Below are 21,982 nucleotides of genomic sequence, written 5' to 3' on the forward strand. Positions count from 1 at the left end.
GTCAGCCGCGCCTGTCGTACGCGACGATCAGGCGCCCTCCTTCACCGAGGCGATCCTGCCGGACGATCCGGCCGCGCGTTCCAACATGGCCGAGGAAGGCCTCCTCGGTATAGGCGGGAAAGATGTCGGCGCGCCCCCGCAGCAATTGCTGCACCATCGGATCGGATTTCGACGGGAATTCGATCACCCCTGCAGGTGCCAGCCCCATGAGCCAGTCGGTCACCATGTCGAGCGGGATGTTCTTGGCGATCGCAAGATGGTGGACCACCGCCAGCGCCAGAACCATGTCGGCGCTCGCCCTCTCCTGCAGACTCTTGCGCTCACAGCCGGCCCAGCCTTGCGACGGGCTCGGGTTGGCCGCGTCGAGCCACAAGGGCAGGACAGGTGCTTTCGCCTTGTGAAAGGTACTAAAGGCCCGTTCGAGCGCGCCAAAATCGAAGTCGAAGCCGACGACGCTGCGGGCCCCTGCGTCGAGGGCGGTCCGGCTGTATTCGCCGCTGTTGCATCCGATGTCAAAGACCATGCCCGGGGCCACCAGACCTACCGCTTCAGCCACGAAGCGATGCTTTGCTTCGCGGCGCACCTCATCGTAGCTGTTATTGACCGCGTAATCGTCCCACACGGTTTTTTCGCCCGGAAGCCTCAGCCCTGCGATATAGTCGCGCAGGCTCGTGAGGATCGCCAACAGCCGCTTCCTGGAGAGATACGCCGGACGCGCCGCTTTGGCCTCCAGCCCGCCGGCAATACGGCGGCGCGCGAAGGCCGCGGGGCCAACAATATGTGCGATGACGGTGAACGACAGGCGGTCGCGCAGTCCGAGCAGCTTGACCAATTCCTCGGGCTCGATGCCTTCGACCGAACCGCGGTACCAGGCGTGCGGCGCGATTCCCTTTTTGGCCCAAAGATAAAGCGGGTTGAGGAATTGCATGCCGAACTGGCGCTGGCCGACCCATGCCGACCCTTCCTCGTAGGGTATGATTGACAGATGGTCGATGAAGACCGGTTCGGTGCCGCGAAACTGGATGTTGTACGCGGTCGCATCGGAGAGGGTGAAGCCCCTCCCCAGCAACGCAATGTGAAAATCCAGATGGTGGAGCGCTGCGGCCTTCAGCGCCGAGAAACACCATTCATAGGGATAGGAGACGAAATCGAGGACCGGATGCTCGAGCCAATGGACCGCCCCCGGTGCCATGGTCTCCCGCTCATCACCCCCGAGCGTTCGGGCAGGCAGGAGCCAGCCCTCGGCAATCATTGCGTCGAGCACGCCGCTGTCCTTGGCCGCCGCATATTGCGCCGAGCCAGCCGCGAAGATCGCGCGCAGCACGCGGTCGCCGTGACGAAGTACGCGGCCCGAAGGGTCGCGGAATGATCCGGCGTCAAATGTCATGAGCTCAGTCCGACTGGCGCTTGAAGATACTCTTGATCTTCGCCCAATAAAGTTTGCCGAACAGCAGCACGCTGGCGACGGCGCCTGTCAGGGCCTGGAGCGCCATGCTGACCGTTCCGCCGTCGAGATAGGCATGTGCAGGCGTCGTGGTCGCAAGGCCGAGTGCAGAAAAAACGGCCATGGCAAATACCATGTCTAAGAATGATTTCTTCAAAGCTGCCCCCCTTGGCTGGATGCCCACTTGTGATGAAACTAGGTAAATATCCGATTAAGGACTAGGGGCGGCTTCATCCCCATTTATGATGTGGATTTCGCTGACGCGATGTTTATGTTATGTTCTCCAGCCCAAGGCCTAGGAGCGAGACAATGAGCGATACCCCGACCCGCGCAACCGGCCGGTGCCACTGCGGCGCTATCCGTTATTCGATGCCCACCACCGTCGCGCATCATGCGCTATGCCACTGCCAGGATTGCCGCCGGCACGCAGGAGCGCCGCTGGTTGGATGGGCGATGGTCGGCGCGGATGCGCTCGAGGTAAGCGGCGTGCCCAAGGTTTACGCGTCGTCCGAACATGGCCGCCGCCATTTCTGCGGTGAATGCGGGACGGGGCTTTTCTACACGAACGAACAGGTCTTTCCTGGCCAGATCGATGTCCAGACTGCAACGCTCGACGATCCCGACCTGATCCCGGCCCAGGTGCAGATCCAGACCGCTGAGCGCATCGGCTGGATGGAAAGCCTGGGTGCGATGCCGAGCTTCGAACGCTATCCGGGCTAAGGCCCGGGGCCGAAGGCGGCGCGCTGCGCCGTGTTTGTGCGCTCGCACCAGGTGCTGCGGATGACCGCTCCCACGCCTTCGGGTCCGGGCGTGCCCGTAGGATTGCGCGATGGCGGCGTCAGGCAGCGCGCTGGCAAAGGCGACGACATCGCACCCGCTACCGAACCGCGGCATCAATCGCCCTTTGCGTGCCCCTGCCGCCGCGCGTCCCACCATGCGATCCGCTCGGCGATGCGCTTTTCGAAGCCGCGATCGACGGGACGGTAGAAGGACGCGGGATTCATTTCGTCGGGCCAGTAATTGTCGCCCGAAAAGCCCTCCGGCGCGTCATGGTCGTAGCTGTAGCCGGCGCCGTAGCCTAAATCCTTCATCAGTTTGGTCGGGGCGTTGAGGATGTTTGCGGGCGGCGCAAGGCTTCCCGTTTCGCGCGCCGCTGCCCAGGCCGCCTTTTGCGCTGCATAGGCAGCGTTCGACTTGGGCGCAGTCGCGCAGTAGAGGCACGCCTGCACGATCGCGAGTTCGCCTTCGGGAGAACCGAGGAACTGATAGGCGTCTTTCGCAGCAAGGCACTGGACGAGGGCCTGAGGGTCGGCAAGTCCGATATCTTCGCTCGCAAAACGGGTGATGCGGCGGAGCACATAGAGCGGCTCCTCCCCCGCAACGAGCATTCGCGCGAGCCAGTAGAGCGAGGCCTGCGGGTCCGAGCCGCGCATCGCCTTGTGCAGCGCCGAGATGAGATTGTAATGCCCGTCACGGTCCTTGTCGTAGACGGGCATCCGGCGATGGAGAAATTGCGCAAGCTCGGCTGCATCCAGCGGCGCGTCGATCGCGGCGGCAAACAAGGTCTCGACCTGGTTGAGGAGAAACCGTCCATCGCCGTCGGCGCTCGCGACCAGCGCCGCGCGCGCCTCGTCCGTGACCGGGAGCGCCCGCCCGACCTCGGCCTCGGCGCGGTCGACCAGTGTCGCAAGCGCAGCCTCATCGAGCCGGTGCAGCACGAGGACCTGCGCGCGGCTTAGAAGCGCCGCGTTGAGCGCAAAGCTCGGGTTTTCGGTCGTCGCTCCCACGAGCACCACCGTCCCGCGCTCGACGAAGGGAAGAAAGCCGTCTTGCTGGGCGCGATTGAAGCGGTGGATCTCGTCGACGAAAAGCAAAGTGCGCTTTCCCGCGGCCGCCATCTTCTCGGCGTCGGCGAAAGCCTTCTTGAGATCGGCGACCCCGGAAAAGACCGCAGACAGCGGAGCAAAACGCATTCCCACCGCTTCGGCGAGCAGGCGCGCGATCGTGGTCTTGCCGGTGCCAGGCGGGCCCCAGAGGATGATCGACGACAATTGCCCCGCCCCGACCATGCGGCCGATCGCGCCCTCCGGGCCGGTCAGATGCTCCTGCCCGACGACGTCGCCAAGGCGTTTGGGGCGCAGCCGCTCTGCCAGCGGAACGGGTCCGGGCGCGCCGCCCGGGGAGGACGCCGGCACGTCGTCCCCAAACAGGTCCCCGGCCATGGCCTCAGGCCCGCCGCTGCTTCTGGCGGATCAGCCGCAAATAGGTGTCCGCTACCGCCTGATTGATCGTATCCCACTGGTAGGACCGGCTTTCCGCGAGCGCCGCCGCGCCGTGCGCGGCGCGCAGCGCGGGATCGCGGCAATAATGTTCCAGATCATCGGCAAACAGGCCGATCGAACCCGGCTCGACGAGATAACCCGTCTGCCCGTGCTTGACGATGCTGGCGCTGCCCGTTGCACGCGCCGCCACCACGGGAAGGCCGCATGCCATCGCCTCGAGCGTGACATTGCCGAAAGTTTCGGTGACCGAGGGGTTGAACAGCATGTCGCACGACGCCAGCGCACGCGCCAGGTTCTCGCCGCCTTGGAATCCCACGAATTTTGCGTGCGGCAGCCGCGATTCGAACCAGTCGCCCGCGGGTCCCTCGCCGATCACCACCACCTCGTGCGGTACGCCGCGGCGGCGCAGGACGTCGATCGTGTCGGCAAAGACGTCGAGCCCCTTTTCCATCACGAGCCGGCCGAGAAACGCGATGACGGGCACCTCGCCGGCGATCCCCCACGACTGGCGCCACATGGCGTCGCGGCGCCCGGGGTGGAAGATGTCGCGTTCAACCCCGCGGGTCCAGATTCCGATATCGTAGTTCATCCGCTGTTCGCGCAGCACCTGCGCAAAGCTTTCCGAAGGTGCGATGAGCGCGTCGCAGCGACGATAGAGGCGCCGCAGCCAGGCGACGACCAGCGGTTCAAGGAAGGAGAGGTTATAGTAACGAAAATAGGTCTCAAAGCGCGTGTGGACCGAACAGGCAACGGGGATCCGACGCCGCCGCGCCCAGGCGGCGGCCTGCCGCGAGACGCGGTCGGGGCTTGAGATATGGAGGATATTCGGCGCGAACATCGCCAGATCCTCGCGCACGCGGGCGGAGAGCGAGAGCGGGATGCGATATTCGCTGCGCCCCGGGATCGCCATGGACGGCACGCTGACGAGCTCACCCGTGGGCGCAAAGTCGGGGTTTTCGACCGTCGGCGAATAAACGCGCACCGCCGCGCCCTCGCCCAGGAGATAGCCGACAAGGCGGTTGAGCGCCTTGTTCGCCCCATCGACGGTCATGTTGTAGTTGCCGCTGAACAGCGCGATGCGAAGATCGGAAACGTCCATTGCGCCTGCGCTAATCGCATCGCCCGCCAAAGGCAACGGCGCCGCGCGGTGCCTAAAAGGGCTCCCCGCGGTCCGACGAGGCCTCAAGGTCGACCTCGAGCGGCGGGTGGAGACGCAAGTGATGGACGCGGCGTTCATCCGCCTCGGTCACCTCGATCCGCCATCCGCTCGGGTGGACGAGGATCTCGCCGACCTCGGGCACATGGCCCGCCAGCACCGCGGCGAGCCCGCCAACCGTGTCGACATCCTCCTCGATCTCGGCAAGCCGCGGGTCGATCGCCTCGCCGATATCATCGAGCTCGGCGCGCGCGTCGGCCTCCCAGCAGCCATTTTCGCCCGGAGCAAAGAGAGTGACGGGCTCGTCGTCATGCTCGTCCTCGATCTCGCCCACAATCTCCTCGACCAGGTCCTCGATTGTCACGAGCCCCTCGGTGCCCGAATATTCGTCAATCACGATCGCAAGATGGGTGCGCTGCGCGCGCATGTCGGCAAGCAGGTCGAGCACGCCCATCGACTGCGGGACGTAGAGCGGCTGGCGGATGAGGTCGAGGAGCGGCGGCGGCGTGCGTCCGTCGGCAAGCACGGCGAAGACGTCCTTGACGTGGATCATCCCGATGACCTCGTCGAGCGTTTCGCGGTAGACCGGGAGGCGGCTGTGCCCCGCCTCTGCGAAGAGCGCGACAATATCCTCAAAAGGCGCGCTTTCCTCGATCGCGATGATGTCGGCCCGCGGGACGGCGACGTCGTCGACCGTCTGTTCGCCGAAATGAAGGAGGTTACGGAGCATCTTGCGCTCGATCGGCGAAAGGTCGCCGACAATGCTGCTGCCGCGGCGCTCGGCCCCTTCTTCCTCGGCCTCGTCGATGACGTCTTCGATCTGCTCGCGCAGCGACGGTTCCTTGTCGCCCCCGAACAACAATGTCTTGAGCCCGGCCAACAGGCCGGATCTACTGTCCTCTTCCGATCGGCTCGAAGATCCCTGCTCGTCGGGCATGATGCGCTTTGGTCCTTCCTATTGCTCGTCGCCATATGGATTGGCGATGCCCAGCGACGCAAGCGCTTTCACCTCCAGCGCCTCCATCGCTGCCGCGCTCACATCGTCCATATGGTCATAGCCCACGAGGTGGAGCGCGCCGTGGACGATGAGATGGGTCGCATGATCGGCAAGCGGAATTCCCTTCTCTTCCGCTTCGCGCGCGCAGGTCTCGCGCGCCAGCACGATGTCGCCGAGCAATATCTCGCCATCGTCGCTGTTCGAGAGGCTTGTGAGAAGGTCGGCTTGTACCTGCGGAAAGGAGAGCACGTTAGTCGGCTTGTCCTTGCTCCGAAAATCGCGGTTGAGCGCCTGCACTTCGGCATCGTCGGTGAGCCGCACGGCAATCTCGACGAGCGGCGCCGCATCGGCAAGCGGCGCATAGGGGGTGAGCGCGAGCGCGGCCGCAGCAGCCTCTGCCGCGCGCGCCTCCCAGTCAAGCGCGTCGGGCCACGGCACCGCTGCGCATGTCTCGACGCTCAGCACGCCGAACGTCCCGGCGCACAGGGCGTCTCACACCCCTTGGCTATCATCATATCCTTGAGGGTATCTGTCCTGCCGGTCGCAGGGATGCGGTCGGGGGTGTGCGCGATAATCATCGATCCACGCTATCGCGGCGCACCTTTGCAGGACAGCGAAAAATGCGGAAGGGGGGCATTGGGGAGCTTTGCCTCACTCCAGGCGGAGCGGGCCGAGGGCGGCCAGAGACAAGCTGGTCGCTAGCGCCGATCCCTTCGCCCGAGGCTGCCGCAACGAGGCAGCCTCGCATCAACGAACGCGCCCATATTCCAGCTTTTGCCCGGGAAAGCTAGTTCACCATCCGCTCATAGCCTTCCCAATAGGGTGCGCGCAGGTCCTTGCGCAGGATCTTGCCCGAGGCGTTGCGCGGCAGGGCCTCGATCACGTCGACGCTGCGCGGCGCCTTGAAGGCGGCGATGCGTTCCCGGGTCCAGGCGATGATGTCTCCCTCCTCGATCGTCATGCCTGGCTTGGGAACGACGACGGCCTTCACCGTTTCGCCCCATTTCGCGTCGGGGATGCCGATCACGGCGACTTCCTGCACGGCGGGGTGACCGTAGATCGCGCTCTCGACTTCGGCCGGATAGACATTCTCCCCGCCCGAGATGATCATGTCCTTCATCCGGTCATGGATATAAAGATAGCCGTCCTCGTCCATGTAGCCGGCGTCGCCCGTGTGGATCCAGCCGTCCGCAGTCATCGTCTTGGCGGTCGCGTCAGGAAGATTCCAATAGCCTTGCATATTGTTCGACGAGCGGGTGACGACCTCGCCCACCTCGCCCGTTGGCACCTCCCCGCCGTCGGGGCCGAGGATCTTGATCTCGACGCCGGGAAGCGGTTTGCCCGCCGAGCGCATCCGCTTGTTGCCCTCCGGATCATGGTCCTCGGGCGGAAGCATGCAGATGGTGCCCGTCGTCTCGGTCATCCCATAGGCCTGGATGAACTGCGCGCCGAACATCTTGATGCACTGGCGCAAGAGGTCGAGCGGAATCGGCGCCGCGCCATAGAGAATATATTTGAGGCGGCTGTAATCGACGCTCGCGCAGCGCGGATGAAGAAGCAGCATCTGGAGCGCGGCGGGAACGATGAAGAAGCGCGTGACGCCATGATGCTCGACTGCGTCGAACACGCCGTCGGGATTGAATTCGGCAAGTACCACGCCCGGAAGCCCTGCTGCGAGCGCCATGATGCCAAGTCCGGTGCCCCCGATATGCGCGCAGGGCATCGCGACGAGCACCGCCTCGTCATCCTCCCACTGGGTGTAGGGCATGTCGAGATTGGCGGAATTCTTGCGCAGCGCGAAAAGATTGGTGTTGGTGAGCACCGCGCCCTTGGGGTTCCCGGTCGTGCCCGACGTGTAGAGCTGAAGCACGGCATCGTCCGGTCCCGACGGCGCGAAGTCGGTGCGCGTCGCAGCGTCGATCATCGCGCGCGCTGCTTCGGCGCCGATGATCCGGGGCGCATGTTCGAGCTTGCCAGATAGCTGATCCGCCGCCGCCTCGAAACCAGGGCCGGTGAAAACGATCTTCGCGCGCGTGTCATTGACGATGAACGCCCATTCGGCGGGGGCCAGGCGCCAGCCGATCGGCGCCATCACGATCCCCGCGCGCGCCGCGCCGTAAAAGAGCGTGAAATAAAGATCGCTGTTCTTGCCGATCCAGGCAATCCGGTCGCCCTTCTGAAGCCCCGCGGCCAGAAGCGCGCTCGCGACGCGCGCAGTCCGCTCTTCAAGATCGCCATAGGTCATCACCCGGTCTTCCTCGCGCATCGCGACGCGATCAGGCCGCTCCTTCGCCCAATGGGTGATAAACTCGTCGAAGGTTAAAAGGTCCGCGATGTCGCTCATGCTCATTTCTCTCCCGGGAGGCGCTTTTGCGCCATTCTCAGCTTTGATAACAACAGAGCTGCGGGCTTGGCAAGCGTAACCCTTTGCAAGCTAAGCGCCCAGCGCCGGCCGCGGCATAGCGGCCGTCACGAACGGCGAAAAAGTAGCATCAGATTGTTGGCGGGCATCGCCTGCCGCGCGGCGAAGGCGAAGCCGGCCTCGAGCGCTGCGGCTTTCACCGCCTCGAGATCGCGCAGCCCCCATTCCGCGTCGCGCGCCCGAAGGCTCGCGTCGAAGGCGAGGTTGCTCGGCGCGGTGGGAACGCCGGTCTCGATAAAGGGGCCGTAGAGAATGAGCGGTGCGCCGCGAGCGAGGAGACGCGCCGCTCCCGCGAAAAGACCGAGGGTCGCGCGCCACGGGCTGATATGGACCATGTTGATGCAGATGAGCCCGTCGGCGCGGCCGAGCCGCCAGTCGGGAGCGGCTGCATCAAGTCGGAGGGGCGAGGCGAGGTTCGCAAGCCCCGCCTCGGCGCTCCACGCCGCGATCGAGGCGAGCGCGGCCTCGTCTGGATCGCTCGGCTGCCAATCGAGCGCAGGGAAAGCAGCGGCGAAGTGGACGACATGCTCACCCGACCCGCTAGCGACTTCGAGTACAAGGCCCGCGCGCGGCAGCCATTCGGCAAGAACGTGGACGATCGCATCACGATTGCGCAGCGTCGCCGGCGCGTGACGCTTCGCCGCGGAGCCCCCTTCCCCGGGCGTCCAGGGCTCGGGGCTCATTGCGCCTTGGCGAGCGCCCGGGCCCGCCGTTCGCGAACGATGAGCCACGCAAGCAGGCCGACCGGACCCGCCATGAGCGTCAGGAACAGGAAGGGAAGCTGGATGATCCGGCTGAAGCCCTTCTGGTCAGCATCGCGCGCGATCCACATGCCGGTGAAGAGGTCAAAGGCAAGATAATGCGTCCAACCGAGGGTCGCGCCGCCGGGGGCATCGAAGAGCTTCATCACCCCGGCCAGCGAGGAGAAATCGCCGCCCCCTGCCCCGCCGGGGTCGATGCCGCCAGTGAGAAAACCAGCGATCAGCACCGTGTAGACGAGGCAAAGCAGCGCAACGCCCGCATAGAGTATCGCCGAGAGGATGCGCGGGCTGCGCGGCGCGAAGGCGAGCGCCAGCCAGCCGGCGAGCGCCCAATAATTGGTGACAAGATAAAGGCTGTTCCAGCTCATTCAGGCTCCCTCCCCCGCCCGGCCGCAAGAGGCCGCGGCGCAGTTGCGCCCTGACGAGCGCCCTATCTGGTCTAGCGGTCCCATCGCGCCGAGCAAAGTCCCCCAAGACGCCACTGGCGACGCGAGGCCGGGACGCGCGGCGGCCTTGATCGCACGGACGAAATCTGAGGGGCGCGTGATCGCGTGCAGATCAGCTCCCCCCGATCTCGCTCATCGAGGGCGTGCCGGGCGCGACCACAGGTTCGCTCCAGGTGAGCACGGGCTTGCGCGCCGCCATCGTCTCGTCGAGCCGCGCGCGCGGAGCGAAATGAGGCGCCGATTTAAGTGCCGGGTCACCATTCTTTGCCCGCATCGCGATACTGCGCAGCGCGCCGATGAACTGATCGAGCACCGCCTTCGATTCGGTCTCGGTCGGTTCGACCAGCATCGCACCGTGGACAACGAGCGGAAAATAGACCGTCATCGGGTGGTAGCCCTCGTCGATCAGCCCCTTGGCGATGTCGAGCGTCGTGAAGCCCTCGGCGAGCCCTTTATCGCTGAACAATGCCTCGTGCATGCACGGACCCGACGCCGCAAAGGGCGCGTCGAGCACATCCTCAAGGCCGCGCAGCACATAATTGGCATTGAGCACCGCATCCTCGGCGACCTGGCGCAGTCCGTCGGCACCGTGACTGAGGATATAGGCGAGAGCGCGCGTGAACATGCCCATCTGGCCGTGAAAAGCGGTCATGCGGCCGAAGCTTTCGGGATGATCCTCGCCCGCGCTTTCCTCTTCGACCAGCCGGAACCGGCCGCCTTCCTTCGTGACGAAAGGCAGCGGCGCAAAGGGCGCGAGCGCCTTCGAGAGCACCACGGGGCCTGAGCCCGGGCCGCCGCCGCCGTGCGGGGTCGAGAAGGTCTTGTGCAGGTTGATGTGCATCGCATCGACGCCGAGGTCGCCAGGCCGCACACGCCCGACGATCGCGTTGAAATTGGCACCGTCGCAATAGACATAGCCGCCCGCCGCGTGGACCGCATCCGAAATCGCCTTGAGGTCGCGCTCGAACAGGCCGCAGGTGTTGGGGTTGGTGATCATGACCCCGGCAACATCGGGGCCGAGCCGGGCTTTGAGCGCAGCAAGGTCGACGCGGCCCTCGCGGGTGGCGGGAATATCCTCCACGCTGAAGCCTGCAAAGGCCGCCGTCGCAGGATTGGTACCGTGTGCGCTTTCGGGGACGAGCAGAACCCGCCGGTCTTCGCCGCGCGCCTGAAGCGCCGCCTTGATGCACAAGATGCCGCAAAGTTCGCCATGCGCGCCGGCCTTGGGCGACATGGCGATGCTGTCCATGCCGGTGAGCGTGACCAGCCACTCGGCAAGCTCATGAATTACGGCATAGGCCCCCTGCACCGTCTCCTGCGGCTGCAGTGGGTGCGCATCGGCAAAGCCCGGCATCCGGGCGACCTTTTCGTTGAGGCGCGGGTTGTGCTTCATCGTGCAGCTGCCGAGCGGGAAGAGGCCAAGGTCGATGGCATAATTCTGGCGGCTGAGACGCGTGTAATGACGCACGGCCTCGCCCTCGCTGAGGCCCGGCAGGCCGATCGGCGCCGAACGCGCGAGCGCGCCCAGATCGGCCGCAGGCGCCTCCTCGTCAAAATCGACCCCGGTCGTTTCGTTCGAGCCGATCTCGAAGACCAGAGGCTCTTCGAGCATCAGCGCGCGGTTGCCGGTGAAGGTCACATTGTCGTCGGCACCGCCGGCGTTCATTTCCGGGCGCCACCCGGCGCGGTTGAGCGCGGTCATGCCAGCACCTCCTTCAGCGCCGCGGCAAAGGCGGCGATATCCTCTACGGTCACGGTTTCGGTCACGGCAACGACGAGACCGTTCGCGAGCCCCTCATTGCCGGGATAGAGGCGGCCGAGCGACACGCCCCCCAGGACGCCCCTCTCGGCAAGCTCGTGCACGACGGGTCGCGCTGCCTTGGGAAGGACAAGGGTGAATTCGTTGAAGAAAACGCTGTTCATGACCGAGACGCCCGGCACTTTTGCAAGCGCATCCGCGGCTGCCTTGGCCCGGCTATGGTTGATCGCCGCGAGGCGGCGGAGGCCCGCTTCGCCGAGCAACGTCATGTGGATGCTGAAGGCGAGCGCACATAATCCGGAGTTTGTGCAGATATTGCTCGTCGCTTTCTCGCGCCGGATATGCTGTTCGCGCGTCGACAAGGTCAGCACGAAGCCGCGCTTGCCATTGGCGTCGACCGTCTCGCCGCACAGGCGCCCAGGCATCTGTCGGACATATTTGGCCTTGCAGGCGAAGAGCCCGACATAGGGTCCGCCGAACTGAAGGCCAACGCCGATCGACTGTCCCTCGCCGACCACAATATCGGCACCCATCTCGCCCGGCGCCTGGATGAGGCCGAGCGCGACCGGCTCGGTCACGACCGCAATCAGCAATGCGCCGGCTGCCTCACACGCAGCAGCGAGCGCGCGCATGTCGTCGAGGCGGCCGAGAATATCGGGATATTGGACGACGACGCAGCTCGTCTCCTTGTCGACCGCCGCGGCGAGCGCGCTCCAGTCGGTGGCGGCGTCGAGGCCCGGGTCTCCGTCAACGAGGAGGTCGCCGGTATATTTTGCCATCGTGCGCGCGACGCTGCGATAATGGGGATGCAGCCCCGTCGAGAGCAGGGCCTTGCCGCGCCGCGTTACCCGCCGCGCCATCACGATCGCTTCCCAGCAGGCGGTCGAACCGTCGTACATCGAGGCATTGGCGACGTCGGTGCCAAAGAGGCGCGCGACCTGCGTCTGAAACTCGAACAGCATCTGGAGCGTGCCCTGCGCGATCTCGGGCTGATAGGGCGTATAGGCGGTGAGAAATTCGCCGCGCTGGATGAGATGGTCGACGCTCGCGGGCACATGGTGCCGATAGGCGCCTGCGCCGAGGAAGAAAGGTCCGTCGCCTGCGGCGCGATTCTGCCGAGCAAGGGCCGCCATATGGCGCTCGACCGCAAGCTCGCTGGCGTGCATCGGCAGCTGGGCAATGGGCCCTGCAAGCTGGGCCGCTTCAGGGACGTCGACGAACAGATCGTCGATCGACGATGCGCCGACCGCCGCGAGCATCGCGCTGCGGTCATCGGGGGTGAGGGGCAGGTAACGCATGAATTACTCCGGCGAAGAAACGGGGTTTTCGGAAAAAAGCGGCGCGAGATCGGCGAGCGATCCACGAAAGGTCGCAGGGCCGCTGTGCGCGGTGCGGACCCAGGGCGCGAGCCAGATCCGGAAACCGGCAGCACGCGCGCGGTAGCAGAAGGCATAGTCCTCGGAGAGTTGCCGGCGAGTTTCAGGCTCGATCATCGGCATGAACAGCCCGTGCACCTCTTCGCCGACCCCGGCGTTCTGGCGGTCGCGCGCATCGACGCGGAAGGCGAGATCGCCGTGCCGCGCGCAGAGCGTTTCGATCACATCGCGCCGCACCAGCATGAAGGCACCGCCAAGCTGCGTCAGCTCGACCAGTTCATTCAGCTTGAACGACTGCGCGGGGTTGAGGAAACTCAGTGCGAAATCGCCGGTAAAGGCTGCAAGACCGCCGGGGTTGCTCCGCGCGAGCCCGCGCTCGGCAGCGCGCGCCACCTGCGCCCAGTTCACGACGCGGCGCGGGACCGGCGCGCCGAGGATCGCGCAATCGGGACGCCCGGCCATCGCTCCGAGCATGGCGAATACATCGTCGGCGGCAAAATCCACATCGTCGTCGATAAAGAGCAGATGTGTGCAGTCGCTCTTAAGGAAGATGTTGGCCAGCATGTCGCGCGCCCGGTGGATCTGCGCCTCGTGCAGGATGAATTCGAAGCGGAGGGGCAGCGCGCGCGCGGCCCCCGCCATCGCCAGCGCGAGCGCCGCGCGCACATAGCCGCCCTGCGCTCCCGCATAGATCGCGGTCGCAATCATCGGCCGGCAATCGGCAAGGGCGGGTGCTGCGGCGGTCATGCCGCGGGCCCGATCGACAGGATGGCGAGAGATGTCATGAACCTATCTCCCCCCTCCCGCGACCGGGAGGGGCGTGACTTACAGGCTGTCGCAGAATTCCTTGTAGGCGGCGGCATTCATCAGACCATCGAGCTGGCTCTTGTCGGATAGTGTCATGCGGAAGAACCAGCCTTCGCCTTCAGGATCGCTGTTGACGAGCGCGGGGTCTTCTTCGAGCTGGCTGTTGCCCTCGGTCACCACGCCATCGACAGGGGCGTAGACGTCGCTTGCTGCCTTCACCGATTCCACCACCGCCGCGTCGCCGCCCGCGCTCAATTCGGTCCCGGTGTCAGGCACTTCGACGAAGACGATGTCGCCAAGCTGGCCCTGTGCAAAATCGGTGATTCCGACCGTCGCGACTTCGCCGTCAACGTCGATCCACTCATGTTCTTCGGTATAGTAACGCGGCATCGTCAGCCTCCCTGTTTGCGGACATAATTGTGCGGAACAAATGGCATGGCGGCGACCGTCACGGGCACGCGCTTCCCCCGCACCTCGGCGGCAAGCGCCGTGCCGGTCGCGGAGAGGCCCGTGGGCACGTAGCCCATTGCGATCGGCGCGCCGAGGCTCGGCGCGAAACCGCCCGAGGTCACGACGCCGATTTCGGTGTTGCCGTCGAAAAGCTTGGCGCCCTCGCGCACGGGCAACTTGCCATCGACAAGCAGCCCGACGCGCTTGCGCGGAGCGCCGTCGGCAAGATGGCCGAGGATGCGCGCGGCACCGGGAAAGTTGCCCTCCTCGCGCCGGCGCTTGGAAATCGCGAAGGCAAGATCGCCTTCGACGGGATCGGTCGCGGGGTCGAGGTCATGCCCGTAGAGCGGCAGCCCTGCCTCGAGGCGCAGCGAGTCGCGCGCGCCAAGGCCGATGGGCTTTACCTCCTCCATCGCGCACAGCGCGTCGGCGAGCGCAGTGACGTGCGCCGCGGGCACCGAAATCTCGAACCCGTCCTCGCCGGTATAGCCCGACCGGCTGATACCAAGCGGCACGCCGTTCCAATCGAAGGCATCCGCCTGCATGAACACCAGCGCGCCAACGCCCGGAACAAGCCGCTCGAGCGCCGCGGCGGCCTGCGGCCCCTGCAGCGCAAGCAGCGCCTGCTCGTCCATATGGTTGAGCCCGATCTCGTCGGGCAGATGCTCGCGCAGATGGGCGATATCGTCCCATTTCACGGCACCGTTGACGACCATGTAGAGCCCCTGCTCGCCGCCGGTGATCATCAGGTCGTCCAGAATCCCGCCATCTTCCGCGAGCAGTAGCGAGTAGCGCATTCGGCCGGGTTTCAGCGCGGAAATATCGCCGGGAACGAGCGCTTCGAGCGCCTCGGCGGCGCCTTGGCCGCTCAGCAGAAGCTGTCCCATGTGGCTGACGTCGAACAGCCCCGCATTCGCGCGGGTCCACAAATGTTCGGCCATGATGCCTTCATACTGGATCGGCATCCAGTAACCGGCAAATTCCACCATTCGTGCGCCCTTTGCCCGGTGCCAGGCATCGAGCGGCAGGGTGCCGATAGGCGCGGTCTCTTCGCCCGTCTGTTCGCTTGTCGTCATGTCAGTCTCCCGTCGTTGACACGGCGAGACGCGGCCTCTCGCCGCTCCGTCGCCATGCCCCCTCTGTCACGGGAACCTGAGAGTTTTCCCTTGGGGGATGCGCCCCAAGGTTACCCCTTCGGTGGTTCCGGCACGGCCGGAACGCTTTCCAGAGTGTCCGTTCCAGCCTGCGCGGTCCTGCGAACCTGAGAGTTTCCGGGGCGGTTGCTCCTTCGGTGGCGAGGCGCGGATCGCTCCGCACCGCGCGCTCTCCCGCGCGGCCGGCCGAATCCCCTGCGGGCTCCGGCAGACGGCTGAGCCTTGGCGGCGCGCTTTCTCAGAGTCAATCGGCGAGCGCGCGGATCGCGTCGTTTTCGTGAACATAGGAGCCGCTTTCGCGGCGGGATGCGATCGCAAGGATCGCTTTGGCCACGATTTCGGCGGGAATCGAGCGATAGCGGCGAAGCGATCCGAAAAGCAGCGCGTCGAACAGGGGCGCCGCCGCGATCGCAATCCCCTCCCCCAGCCGCGCAGGGCCCGGCCGCCTGCCGGTGAGCAGACCGGGACGGATCATGTCGAGCCGGTCGAAACCGAGAGCGCGCAGGCCCTCTTCGGTTTCGCCCTTGGTTCTCAAATAGAAATTGCGGCTTCTGGCCGACGCGCCAACCGAACTCACGACAATCATCCGCGCCGCGCCGCCCACCCGCGCGCCGCGCGCCGCCGAGAGGATGAGATCGCGATCGACCGCGCGAAACGCCGCCTGCGAGCCCGCCGTGCGGATGGTGGTCCCGAGGCAGGAGATCAGCACTTCGGGCTGCTGGGCGGCGATCATGTCCGCCCAGCGTTCGGGCGGGGCGACGAGCAGCAGGTGGTGGTCCGGCAGATCACCGGGGTCGCGGCGCGCGAGGATGGTGAGCGATAGATCACCCGCCTCCTGGACGACGCTGCGTCCGACGAGGCCGGTCGCGCCGACCAGCAGAATTTTCGGATGAGCCTCTCTCATCCCGCTTCTCTATCAGCCTTGCGCGCCAATGACACATGCGTGTGTCCAAAGGCTGCGACAGCAATCTGCGCGCGCCTCACACATGCCGCAGCGGCTCGGGTACCGCGTCGCGGCCGAAGATCTCGGCGTAGCGGTCTACGGCAAAGCGGTCGGTCATGCCGGCGATATAGTCGCCGATGTAGCGCGCGATCGCGGTTTCCCCTTCGGGCAGACGCGCGGCCCAGTCAGCGCCCATGCGGCGTGGATCGTCGGCATAGGCGGCAAAGAGGCGGCTGACGACCTGCTGCGCGGCCTCGGCTGCTGCGAGCTGCGAGGGGTGGTGGTAGAGATTGGCGTACATGAAGCGCTTCAGGTCGCGCTCTTGCCGCGCGAGCTCTGGCGAGAATCCGCCCAAGGTGCGGCCCGCTGCGCGAATCTCGGTCGCGCTTTGCACCCCCGCATCCGCAACATTGGCGGCAGTCGCGGCGATGACATCGTTGACCATCACCCCGATCTGATCGCGCACCAGTTCGCGCAGCATTCTCTCGCGCGGGGCGCCTGGGAACCGCTTCTCCACGCCTGCAAAATTGGCCGCGACAAAGGGCTGCGCCATGAGCTGGTCGAGGTCGAGCAGACCCGCGCGCAGCCCGTCGTCGATATCATGGTTGTCGTAGGCGATGTCGTCGGCGACCGCGGCGACCTGCGCCTCGAGACTTGCGTGGGTTGCAAGATCGAGAGGAAATTCAGCGTCGATATCCGCAAGCGCCCAGCCCGGATGGCGAACGGGACCATTGTGCTTGGCGAGTCCTTCGAGCGTTTCCCAGGTCAGGTTGAGGCCATCAAAGCGGGGATAGGGGCATTCGATGCGCGCGAGGGTGCGCAGCGTGTGGCCATTATGGTCGAACCCGCCATGCGCCTGCATCGCCGCTTTCAGCGCATGCTCTCCCGCATGACCGAAAGGCGGATGGCCGATATCGTGCGCGAGGCAGAGGGCCTCGGTCAGATCCTCGTTGAGGCCGAGCGCGCGGGCGATGCCGCGACCGATTTGCGCGACCTCGATGCTGTGGGTCAAACGAACGCGGTAATGATCGCCGTCGGGCGCGACGAATACCTGCGTCTTGTGGCGCAGGCGGCGAAAGGCGATCGAATGGATGATGCGGTCGCGGTCACGCTGGAAGACATCGCGCGGCCCGCGGACGACGCGGCCCGGTTCCTCATGATGGCGACCGCGCGAATGCGCGGGGTCGCTGGCGCAGGAGGCGATGTCGCTCACTTGATCGGTTCGACGGCTTCGCCCGCCTCGCTGGTGAACAGGAAGCCATCGCCGCCCGCCTTCTTATAGTCGGCAAGCCAGTCCTGCGCCGCCTTGCGATCCTTGAACGGGCCGACGAGCAGGCGGCGGGTCTGGCCCCATTCGGCGGTCGACCCCGACTTGCCCTGGAACAGCGCCGCGTTGCGCTTTGCGAAGCGATTGTAATCGAACGCCAAGGCCTTGGGGTTCGCCCCGGTCGCGATTTGAACCCAATTGCGCGCAGGGTTCGCCTTTTTCCTGTCGGCCTCGGCCTTGGCCTTCGCGTCGGCCTCGGCCTTCGCCTTGGCCGCGGCCTCCTCCTTGGCGCGCTTCGCCTCCTCAGCCGCTTCGGCCTTTCGCTTGTCCTCGAGGAGCTTCGCGAGCGTGGCGGCTCCGATTGCATTGTCGGGCCGCGCCATTTCTTCGGGAGGAATTTCGATCGAACTGACGATATCGGCGAGCGAGGCGAGCGGCGCCGCGGTGGCCGACGCAGCGGCGGGAGCCGAGGCGGCACCTGCCGACGCCGGCACAGGCGCGTTGGCGGCGGGCGCTGGGTTGCTTCCCATGTCGGCGATCGAGAAACCGGGCCCGACGGGCCCGCTATCGCGCCGGATCGCAACGCCGATCGGCGCGGGCTGGGCCGCGGCGGTGCGGGCTGGCTGCGTCTGCGTCGGGGCCGGAGAGGCTGCCGCGGGGGAAGGTGACGCCGTCTGCGCCTGCGGCCGTGCGGCCGCGGGCGCCGGTGTCACCGCCTGGGGCTGGGGCCGCGCGGCCGTCGGAGCCGGCGCAGGCGCGGGTGTTGGCGTGGGTTTGGGAGCCGACGTTGCGGCGGCGACAGGTGTCGGCGCTGGGGTGGGGGCCGGGCTGCGGACAGCAGCAGGCGCTGGCGTGGACGTGGGCGTGGGCGTGGGCGTGGGCGCCTTGGCGGCGGCACGGCGGCTCCCCGATCCCCGCCGGGAAGATGCTTCGGCGGCACGCGCGGGGGCCGAGGCCACCTGCACGGGCTTGCGCGCAGGCCCGAGCTCTCCCGCCGGAAAGCGCCCGAAATGGGCGGCTGCGGCCTGCTGCGCGGGATTGAGACGGTCCATGCGCGTCAGATAGGGCAGAATATTTTGCGCGAGCGCAGCCGGCATCGTCGCATTGACGATGTCGGTTGCCTCCTTGTCGCGGCCGTTCATCGCCAGGATCATCGCGCGCAGCCGCCACGCACCGCGGTCTGACTGGCGGAGCTGGGGCCCCAGCATCTGGATCGCGCGATCGGGCTCGCCGCTGATCCCGAGCGACAGCGCATAGCGCCGCGTCACTTCGTCATCGGTCGCGATCGACAGCGCCAGCTGATAATCGCGCTGAGCGGCATCCTGCTGGCCGAGAAGGTCCCTGGCCAGCCCACGGTCGGCGAGAAACAGCCGTTCAGGCGCCCCGAGCAATTGCGCCTCGCCGAAATAATCGAGCGCGCGCGTCGGGTTTTCCATATGGACCATCGCCGACCCGAGCGCGGCCTTGACCGCCCCGTCGCGCGGTGCCGCCTGTTCGGCGCGGACGAGGAAACCGAGCGCGGCGCGGTAATCCTCGAGCGCGATCGAGGCGCGCCCGGCATCGAGAAGTGCCCGCGCATCGGTGGAATTGGCGGCAATGCGCGCGAGCGCCGACGAGAGCATCGTGCGCGCCGCGGTGCGTTTTTCCATCGCGGCGCGCGTGGCGGCGTCGGGCTGCGCCACCTGCATCGCCTGCGACGGCGTCGTGGCGACCGCCGACAGCAACAGCAGCGCGAATGCGCCTTGCCGCCCGGTCATCTGCGATCGCCACATGGGCCAATCATCCCGTTTCCGGGCCGCCCCGCCCGTGTGCGGCGGCCCAAGAGCCCTGTTACTGGTTGTTCTGCCGGCCCAGGAAGCGCGGAATATCGACCCCGTCGTCCTTGTCCGGGGCTGCGCCGTCGCCCTCGGGGGCGACTGCACCGCGCGACAGACGCGACATGCGTTCGAACAAGGTTCCGCCTCCGATCGGTCGGGACGGTGCTTCCTCCGCAACCGTCGCAGGCGCGACAGGCGCCGGTCGATATTCGGCCGCGGGAGCTGCGGGCTCGCCGAGAACCAGTTCGTCTGCCGTGTCGTCGTAGGTCGCCGCGACCTGGGAAAGCTCCATCGGCTCCTCCTCGGGCACCGCACGCGGCGCCTCGGGCTCTGCCTGCCCGCCGAGCGAGAAGCCCGGAGCCGGATCGCTGTCCGCTGCTGGCTCGGCCGCGGGCGCTTCCTCGGCTGCCGGCTCGATCACCTCTTCGGCGATCGGCGCCGGGGCGGGAGCAGGTGCCGGCGCCGCGGTGCGCGCGGGCGCGAAGGAGAAGCTGCGCGTTGCGGGCGCAGCGGCCGCGGGCTCACCCGTGCCGTCGATGCCGGTCGCGACGACCGAGACGCGGATCTTGCCCTCCAGATTCTCGTTGAAGGCGCTGCCCCAGATGATGTTCGCATCGGGATCGACCAGCTCGCGGATGTGGTTCGCGGCCTCGTCGACCTCCATGAGGCGCATGTCCTCGCCGCCGACGATCGAGACGATCACGCCCTTTGCACCCGCCATCGAAACGCCGTCGAGCAGCGGGTTGGCGATCGCTTTCTGCGCCGCTTCGAGCGCGCGGCCATCGCCTTCGGCCTCGCCGGTGCCCATCATCGCCTTGCCCATCTCCCGCATCACGCTGCGCACGTCGGCGAAGTCGAGGTTGATGAGCCCGGGCATGACCATGAGATCGGTGATGCCGCGAACGCCCTGCTGGAGCACCTCGTCCGCCATGCTGAACGCTTCCTTGAAGGTCGTGTTCGGATTGGCGACAAGGAAGAGATTCTGGTTCGGAATGACGATCAGCGTGTCGACATGGTCCTGCAGCTCCGCAATGCCGGCCTCGGCGGAGCGCATGCGGCGCTGACCTTCGAACGTGAAGGGCTTGGTGACAACGCCGACGGTGAGGATGCCGCGGTCGCGTGCCGCCTTGGCGATGACCGGTGCCGCACCGGTGCCGGTGCCGCCGCCCATGCCGGCCGCGACGAAACACATGTGCGCGCCGTTCAGCGCCTCTTCGACCTGCGCGATGCTTTCCTCGGCAGCAGCGCGTCCGACCTCGGGCCGCGACCCTGCGCCGAGGCCCTGCGTGATCTGCGTGCCAAGCTGGATGCGGCGCTCGGCCGGCGAGGCATTGAGTGCCTGCGCGTCGGTGTTCGCGACCACGAAATCGACGCCTTCGACCCGGGCGGCGATCATGTTGGCGATGGCATTGCCCCCCGCGCCGCCCACGCCGATGACCGCGATGCGCGGCTTCAACTCATCGACCTGTGGCGGACCAATATCGATGCTCATCAAATTATCTCCCTGCAGCGGCGAACCTCAGCCGCTAGCCTCACCATGCGACCCAAACAGGCGGTGGTCCCGCCGCCCGGATTCCTGCGACCGCATTGCACTATTGTGACGCTGGAATCACCCAAAAAATTAACCTTTTCACCTCGCGCCTATCAAAAGCTGCTTTTCAATGCCGTGACCAGCCGCTGCAGGATCGACGCGCCCTTCGGGCGATAGACATCGTGCGCCATCATCGGCAGATCGCGAAGGTCGACCGGATCCGACGCTGCATAGAGAACCAGACCCGCGAGCGTCGCGAAAGCCGGTCCCGAATGGGCATCGGGCAGGCCGTGCAAGCCCCGCGGTCGCCCGATGCGCGCGGCGCGGCCGAGCGCGCTTTGCGTATAGTCGGCAATGCCTTTCAAGTCGGCGCCGCCGCCGACGAGCACGACCTGGCGCCCGATCGGACCGACGAAATGAAGGTCCTTCAGCGTCCGCCCGATCTCCCCCATCATCGCGTCGAGGCGCTGGCGGATGACGGACACGAGCTGCGCGCGCGTGATGCGCGGGGATTCGCTGCCCGCCGGCGCCCCCGGATCGAGCTCGATGATCTCATTATTGTCGCGCGGGCTCGCCGAAGCCGAACCGTAGAAGCTCTGGAGCCGCTGCGCCTGGCTCCGCCGAATCCCGAAGGCCGATGCAATATCGTCGGTGATGTCGCTCGCGCCAAAGGGCAGCGAGGCCATTTCGACGAGCATCCCGCCGGCATAAAGCGAGACAGTCGTCACCGCTGCGCCAAGCTCCACCAAGGCTACGCCGAGATCGCGTTCTTCGTCGGAGAGGCAGGCTAGCCCCGCCGCGATCGGCGATGCCACCACCGCGTTTACGTCGAGATGCGCCTGCCGCACCGCCGCCTCGAGGTTGCGCACCGGCGCCCCGTCGGCCATGATGATATGGATGTCGACGCCGAGGCGGTCGGCGTGGAGCCCGATCGGATTCTTGACGCCGGTGAGACCGTCGATCGTATAGAGCGCGGGCTGAGCGTGGAGGATCATCCGGCCTTCAGGGTCGATGCCCGCGCGCCCCGCGGCGAGAAGATCGTCGACATCCTCCTGCTCGATCCGGTGACCGCCCAATTCGCTTTCGATCGGCGCGACGTCGCTCACAAGACCGCCTGCCGAAAAGGCGACCCAGACATCGTCGATGTTGAGCCCCGCAATACGCTCGGCCTGCTCGATCGCCTCGCGCACGACATGCTCGGTCTGTTCCATGTCGGCAACATAGCCGCGCTGGACGCCGCGGCTCTCGCGCTGGCCGGTTCCAAGAACGTGCAGTTGTCCGTCGGCGGTCTGGCCCGCGATCAGCGCGCAGACCTTCCACGACCCGACGTCGAGCGCTGTGATGATCTTCTCGATGCGCGGCGGCGCCAT

The 21,982-nt window shown here is 66.4% G+C and carries 20 protein-coding genes and 2 riboswitches; of the genes, 1 reads left to right on the plus strand and 19 read right to left on the minus strand.

Annotated features, from left to right (window positions below; genetic code table 11):
- Position 1 precedes the first annotated feature (1 nt).
- Positions 2-1,387, minus strand: a complete 1,386-nt coding sequence (locus tag LH20_RS14110; protein WP_053554761.1) for a class I SAM-dependent methyltransferase — start codon at positions 1,385-1,387, stop codon at positions 2-4.
- A gap of 4 nt (positions 1,388-1,391) precedes the next feature.
- Complete coding sequence (locus LH20_RS23780) at positions 1,392-1,568, minus strand: hypothetical protein (protein WP_200905384.1); 177 nt, start codon at positions 1,566-1,568, stop codon at positions 1,392-1,394.
- Positions 1,569-1,753: 185 nt separating this feature from the next.
- Between LH20_RS23780 and LH20_RS14120 the strand changes: the two genes are divergently transcribed.
- The gene (locus LH20_RS14120; protein WP_053554763.1) at positions 1,754-2,164 is read left to right on the plus strand and encodes a GFA family protein; all 411 of its coding nucleotides are present in this window, start codon (positions 1,754-1,756) and stop codon (positions 2,162-2,164) included.
- A 173-nt stretch (positions 2,165-2,337) separates the two neighbouring features.
- On the opposite strand, the gene LH20_RS14125 is transcribed toward LH20_RS14120, so the two are convergent.
- The 17 genes from LH20_RS14125 to ftsA all read right to left on the minus strand — a co-directional run bounded on the left by LH20_RS14125 (position 2,338) and on the right by ftsA (position 21,982).
- Positions 2,338-3,666 (minus strand): replication-associated recombination protein A, encoded by a 1,329-nt coding sequence (locus tag LH20_RS14125; RefSeq protein WP_053554764.1) that lies wholly within the window; start codon positions 3,664-3,666, stop codon positions 2,338-2,340.
- A 4-nt stretch (positions 3,667-3,670) separates the two neighbouring features.
- Positions 3,671-4,825, minus strand: coding sequence for a glycosyltransferase family 4 protein (locus LH20_RS14130; RefSeq protein ID WP_053554765.1), 1,155 nt, complete (start codon positions 4,823-4,825; stop codon positions 3,671-3,673).
- 52 nt (positions 4,826-4,877) lie between these two features.
- Positions 4,878-5,819, minus strand: coding sequence for a hemolysin family protein (locus tag LH20_RS14135; protein WP_053554766.1), 942 nt, complete (start codon positions 5,817-5,819; stop codon positions 4,878-4,880).
- 18 nt (positions 5,820-5,837) lie between these two features.
- A complete protein-coding gene (ybeY, locus tag LH20_RS14140; protein WP_053554767.1) occupies positions 5,838-6,344 on the minus strand; it encodes an rRNA maturation RNase YbeY in 507 nt (168 codons plus the stop codon).
- Between the two features lie 322 nt (positions 6,345-6,666).
- Positions 6,667-8,223: a fatty acid--CoA ligase gene (locus tag LH20_RS14145; protein ID WP_053554768.1), complete on the minus strand. Its 1,557-nt coding sequence runs from the start codon at positions 8,221-8,223 to the stop codon at positions 6,667-6,669.
- A 125-nt stretch (positions 8,224-8,348) separates the two neighbouring features.
- Positions 8,349-8,984 (minus strand): DUF938 domain-containing protein, encoded by a 636-nt coding sequence (locus tag LH20_RS14150; protein WP_053554769.1) that lies wholly within the window; start codon positions 8,982-8,984, stop codon positions 8,349-8,351.
- Positions 8,981-9,430, minus strand: coding sequence for an ABA4-like family protein (locus LH20_RS14155; protein WP_053554770.1), 450 nt, complete (start codon positions 9,428-9,430; stop codon positions 8,981-8,983). Before LH20_RS14155 ends, LH20_RS14150 begins: the two co-directional genes overlap by 4 nt.
- A 190-nt stretch (positions 9,431-9,620) precedes the next feature.
- A complete protein-coding gene (gene gcvPB / locus LH20_RS14160; RefSeq protein ID WP_053556293.1) occupies positions 9,621-11,174 on the minus strand; it encodes an aminomethyl-transferring glycine dehydrogenase subunit GcvPB in 1,554 nt (517 codons plus the stop codon).
- A 32-nt stretch (positions 11,175-11,206) separates the two neighbouring features.
- Positions 11,207-12,565, minus strand: coding sequence for an aminomethyl-transferring glycine dehydrogenase subunit GcvPA (gene gcvPA, locus LH20_RS14165; RefSeq protein ID WP_053554771.1), 1,359 nt, complete (start codon positions 12,563-12,565; stop codon positions 11,207-11,209).
- A 3-nt stretch (positions 12,566-12,568) separates the two neighbouring features.
- Positions 12,569-13,390, minus strand: a complete 822-nt coding sequence (locus LH20_RS14170) for a glycosyltransferase family 2 protein (protein WP_053554772.1) — start codon at positions 13,388-13,390, stop codon at positions 12,569-12,571.
- A gap of 78 nt (positions 13,391-13,468) precedes the next feature.
- The gene (gcvH, locus tag LH20_RS14175; RefSeq protein ID WP_053554773.1) at positions 13,469-13,840 is read right to left on the minus strand and encodes a glycine cleavage system protein GcvH; all 372 of its coding nucleotides are present in this window, start codon (positions 13,838-13,840) and stop codon (positions 13,469-13,471) included.
- A 2-nt stretch (positions 13,841-13,842) separates the two neighbouring features.
- Complete coding sequence (gcvT, locus tag LH20_RS14180; RefSeq protein WP_053554774.1) at positions 13,843-14,976, minus strand: glycine cleavage system aminomethyltransferase GcvT; 1,134 nt, start codon at positions 14,974-14,976, stop codon at positions 13,843-13,845.
- A gap of 53 nt (positions 14,977-15,029) precedes the next feature.
- A riboswitch (glycine riboswitch) is annotated at positions 15,030-15,138 on the minus strand.
- A riboswitch (glycine riboswitch) is annotated at positions 15,139-15,241 on the minus strand.
- 57 nt (positions 15,242-15,298) lie between these two features.
- The gene (locus LH20_RS14185; protein WP_053554775.1) at positions 15,299-15,958 is read right to left on the minus strand and encodes an NAD-dependent dehydratase; all 660 of its coding nucleotides are present in this window, start codon (positions 15,956-15,958) and stop codon (positions 15,299-15,301) included.
- 76 nt (positions 15,959-16,034) lie between these two features.
- The gene (locus LH20_RS14190) at positions 16,035-17,210 is read right to left on the minus strand and encodes a deoxyguanosinetriphosphate triphosphohydrolase (RefSeq protein ID WP_053554776.1); all 1,176 of its coding nucleotides are present in this window, start codon (positions 17,208-17,210) and stop codon (positions 16,035-16,037) included.
- Positions 17,207-19,021: a tetratricopeptide repeat protein gene (locus tag LH20_RS14195; RefSeq protein ID WP_235526988.1), complete on the minus strand. Its 1,815-nt coding sequence runs from the start codon at positions 19,019-19,021 to the stop codon at positions 17,207-17,209. Before LH20_RS14195 ends, LH20_RS14190 begins: the two co-directional genes overlap by 4 nt.
- A 73-nt stretch (positions 19,022-19,094) precedes the next feature.
- Entirely contained in the window at positions 19,095-20,573 is a 1,479-nt protein-coding gene (gene ftsZ / locus LH20_RS14200) for a cell division protein FtsZ (RefSeq protein ID WP_053554778.1), read from the minus strand.
- 152 nt (positions 20,574-20,725) lie between these two features.
- On the minus strand, positions 20,726-21,982 hold the full coding sequence (gene ftsA, locus LH20_RS14205; RefSeq protein WP_053554779.1) for a cell division protein FtsA: 1,257 nt from the start codon (positions 21,980-21,982) through the stop codon (positions 20,726-20,728).

This window comes from Sphingopyxis sp. 113P3 (assembly GCF_001278035.1).
Lineage (GTDB): Bacteria > Pseudomonadota > Alphaproteobacteria > Sphingomonadales > Sphingomonadaceae > Sphingopyxis.

What these genes read in the sequence shown, in the direction of transcription:
- gcvT (WP_053554774.1), bottom strand. Translation starts at nt 14,976, where the DNA reads ATGACGACAAGCGAACAGACGGGCGAAGAGACCGCGCCTATCGGCACC.
- LH20_RS14170 (WP_053554772.1), bottom strand. Translation starts at nt 13,390, where the DNA reads ATGACCGCCGCAGCACCCGCCCTTGCCGATTGCCGGCCGATGATTGCG.
- LH20_RS14130 (WP_053554765.1), bottom strand. Translation starts at nt 4,825, where the DNA reads ATGGACGTTTCCGATCTTCGCATCGCGCTGTTCAGCGGCAACTACAAC.
- LH20_RS14120 (WP_053554763.1), top strand. Translation starts at nt 1,754, where the DNA reads ATGAGCGATACCCCGACCCGCGCAACCGGCCGGTGCCACTGCGGCGCT.
- LH20_RS14195 (WP_235526988.1), bottom strand. Translation starts at nt 19,021, where the DNA reads ATGACCGGGCGGCAAGGCGCATTCGCGCTGCTGTTGCTGTCGGCGGTC.
- gcvH (WP_053554773.1), bottom strand. Translation starts at nt 13,840, where the DNA reads ATGCCGCGTTACTATACCGAAGAACATGAGTGGATCGACGTTGACGGC.
- ftsA (WP_053554779.1), bottom strand. Translation starts at nt 21,982, where the DNA reads ATGGCGCCGCCGCGCATCGAGAAGATCATCACAGCGCTCGACGTCGGG.
- LH20_RS14125 (WP_053554764.1), bottom strand. Translation starts at nt 3,666, where the DNA reads ATGGCCGGGGACCTGTTTGGGGACGACGTGCCGGCGTCCTCCCCGGGC.
- LH20_RS14145 (WP_053554768.1), bottom strand. Translation starts at nt 8,223, where the DNA reads ATGAGCGACATCGCGGACCTTTTAACCTTCGACGAGTTTATCACCCAT.
- LH20_RS14155 (WP_053554770.1), bottom strand. Translation starts at nt 9,430, where the DNA reads ATGAGCTGGAACAGCCTTTATCTTGTCACCAATTATTGGGCGCTCGCC.
- LH20_RS14150 (WP_053554769.1), bottom strand. Translation starts at nt 8,984, where the DNA reads ATGAGCCCCGAGCCCTGGACGCCCGGGGAAGGGGGCTCCGCGGCGAAG.
- LH20_RS23780 (WP_200905384.1), bottom strand. Translation starts at nt 1,568, where the DNA reads ATGGCCGTTTTTTCTGCACTCGGCCTTGCGACCACGACGCCTGCACAT.
- gcvPB (WP_053556293.1), bottom strand. Translation starts at nt 11,174, where the DNA reads ATGAACGCCGGCGGTGCCGACGACAATGTGACCTTCACCGGCAACCGC.
- ftsZ (WP_053554778.1), bottom strand. Translation starts at nt 20,573, where the DNA reads ATGAGCATCGATATTGGTCCGCCACAGGTCGATGAGTTGAAGCCGCGC.
- LH20_RS14135 (WP_053554766.1), bottom strand. Translation starts at nt 5,819, where the DNA reads ATGCCCGACGAGCAGGGATCTTCGAGCCGATCGGAAGAGGACAGTAGA.
- LH20_RS14185 (WP_053554775.1), bottom strand. Translation starts at nt 15,958, where the DNA reads ATGAGAGAGGCTCATCCGAAAATTCTGCTGGTCGGCGCGACCGGCCTC.
- gcvPA (WP_053554771.1), bottom strand. Translation starts at nt 12,565, where the DNA reads ATGCGTTACCTGCCCCTCACCCCCGATGACCGCAGCGCGATGCTCGCG.
- LH20_RS14110 (WP_053554761.1), bottom strand. Translation starts at nt 1,387, where the DNA reads ATGACATTTGACGCCGGATCATTCCGCGACCCTTCGGGCCGCGTACTT.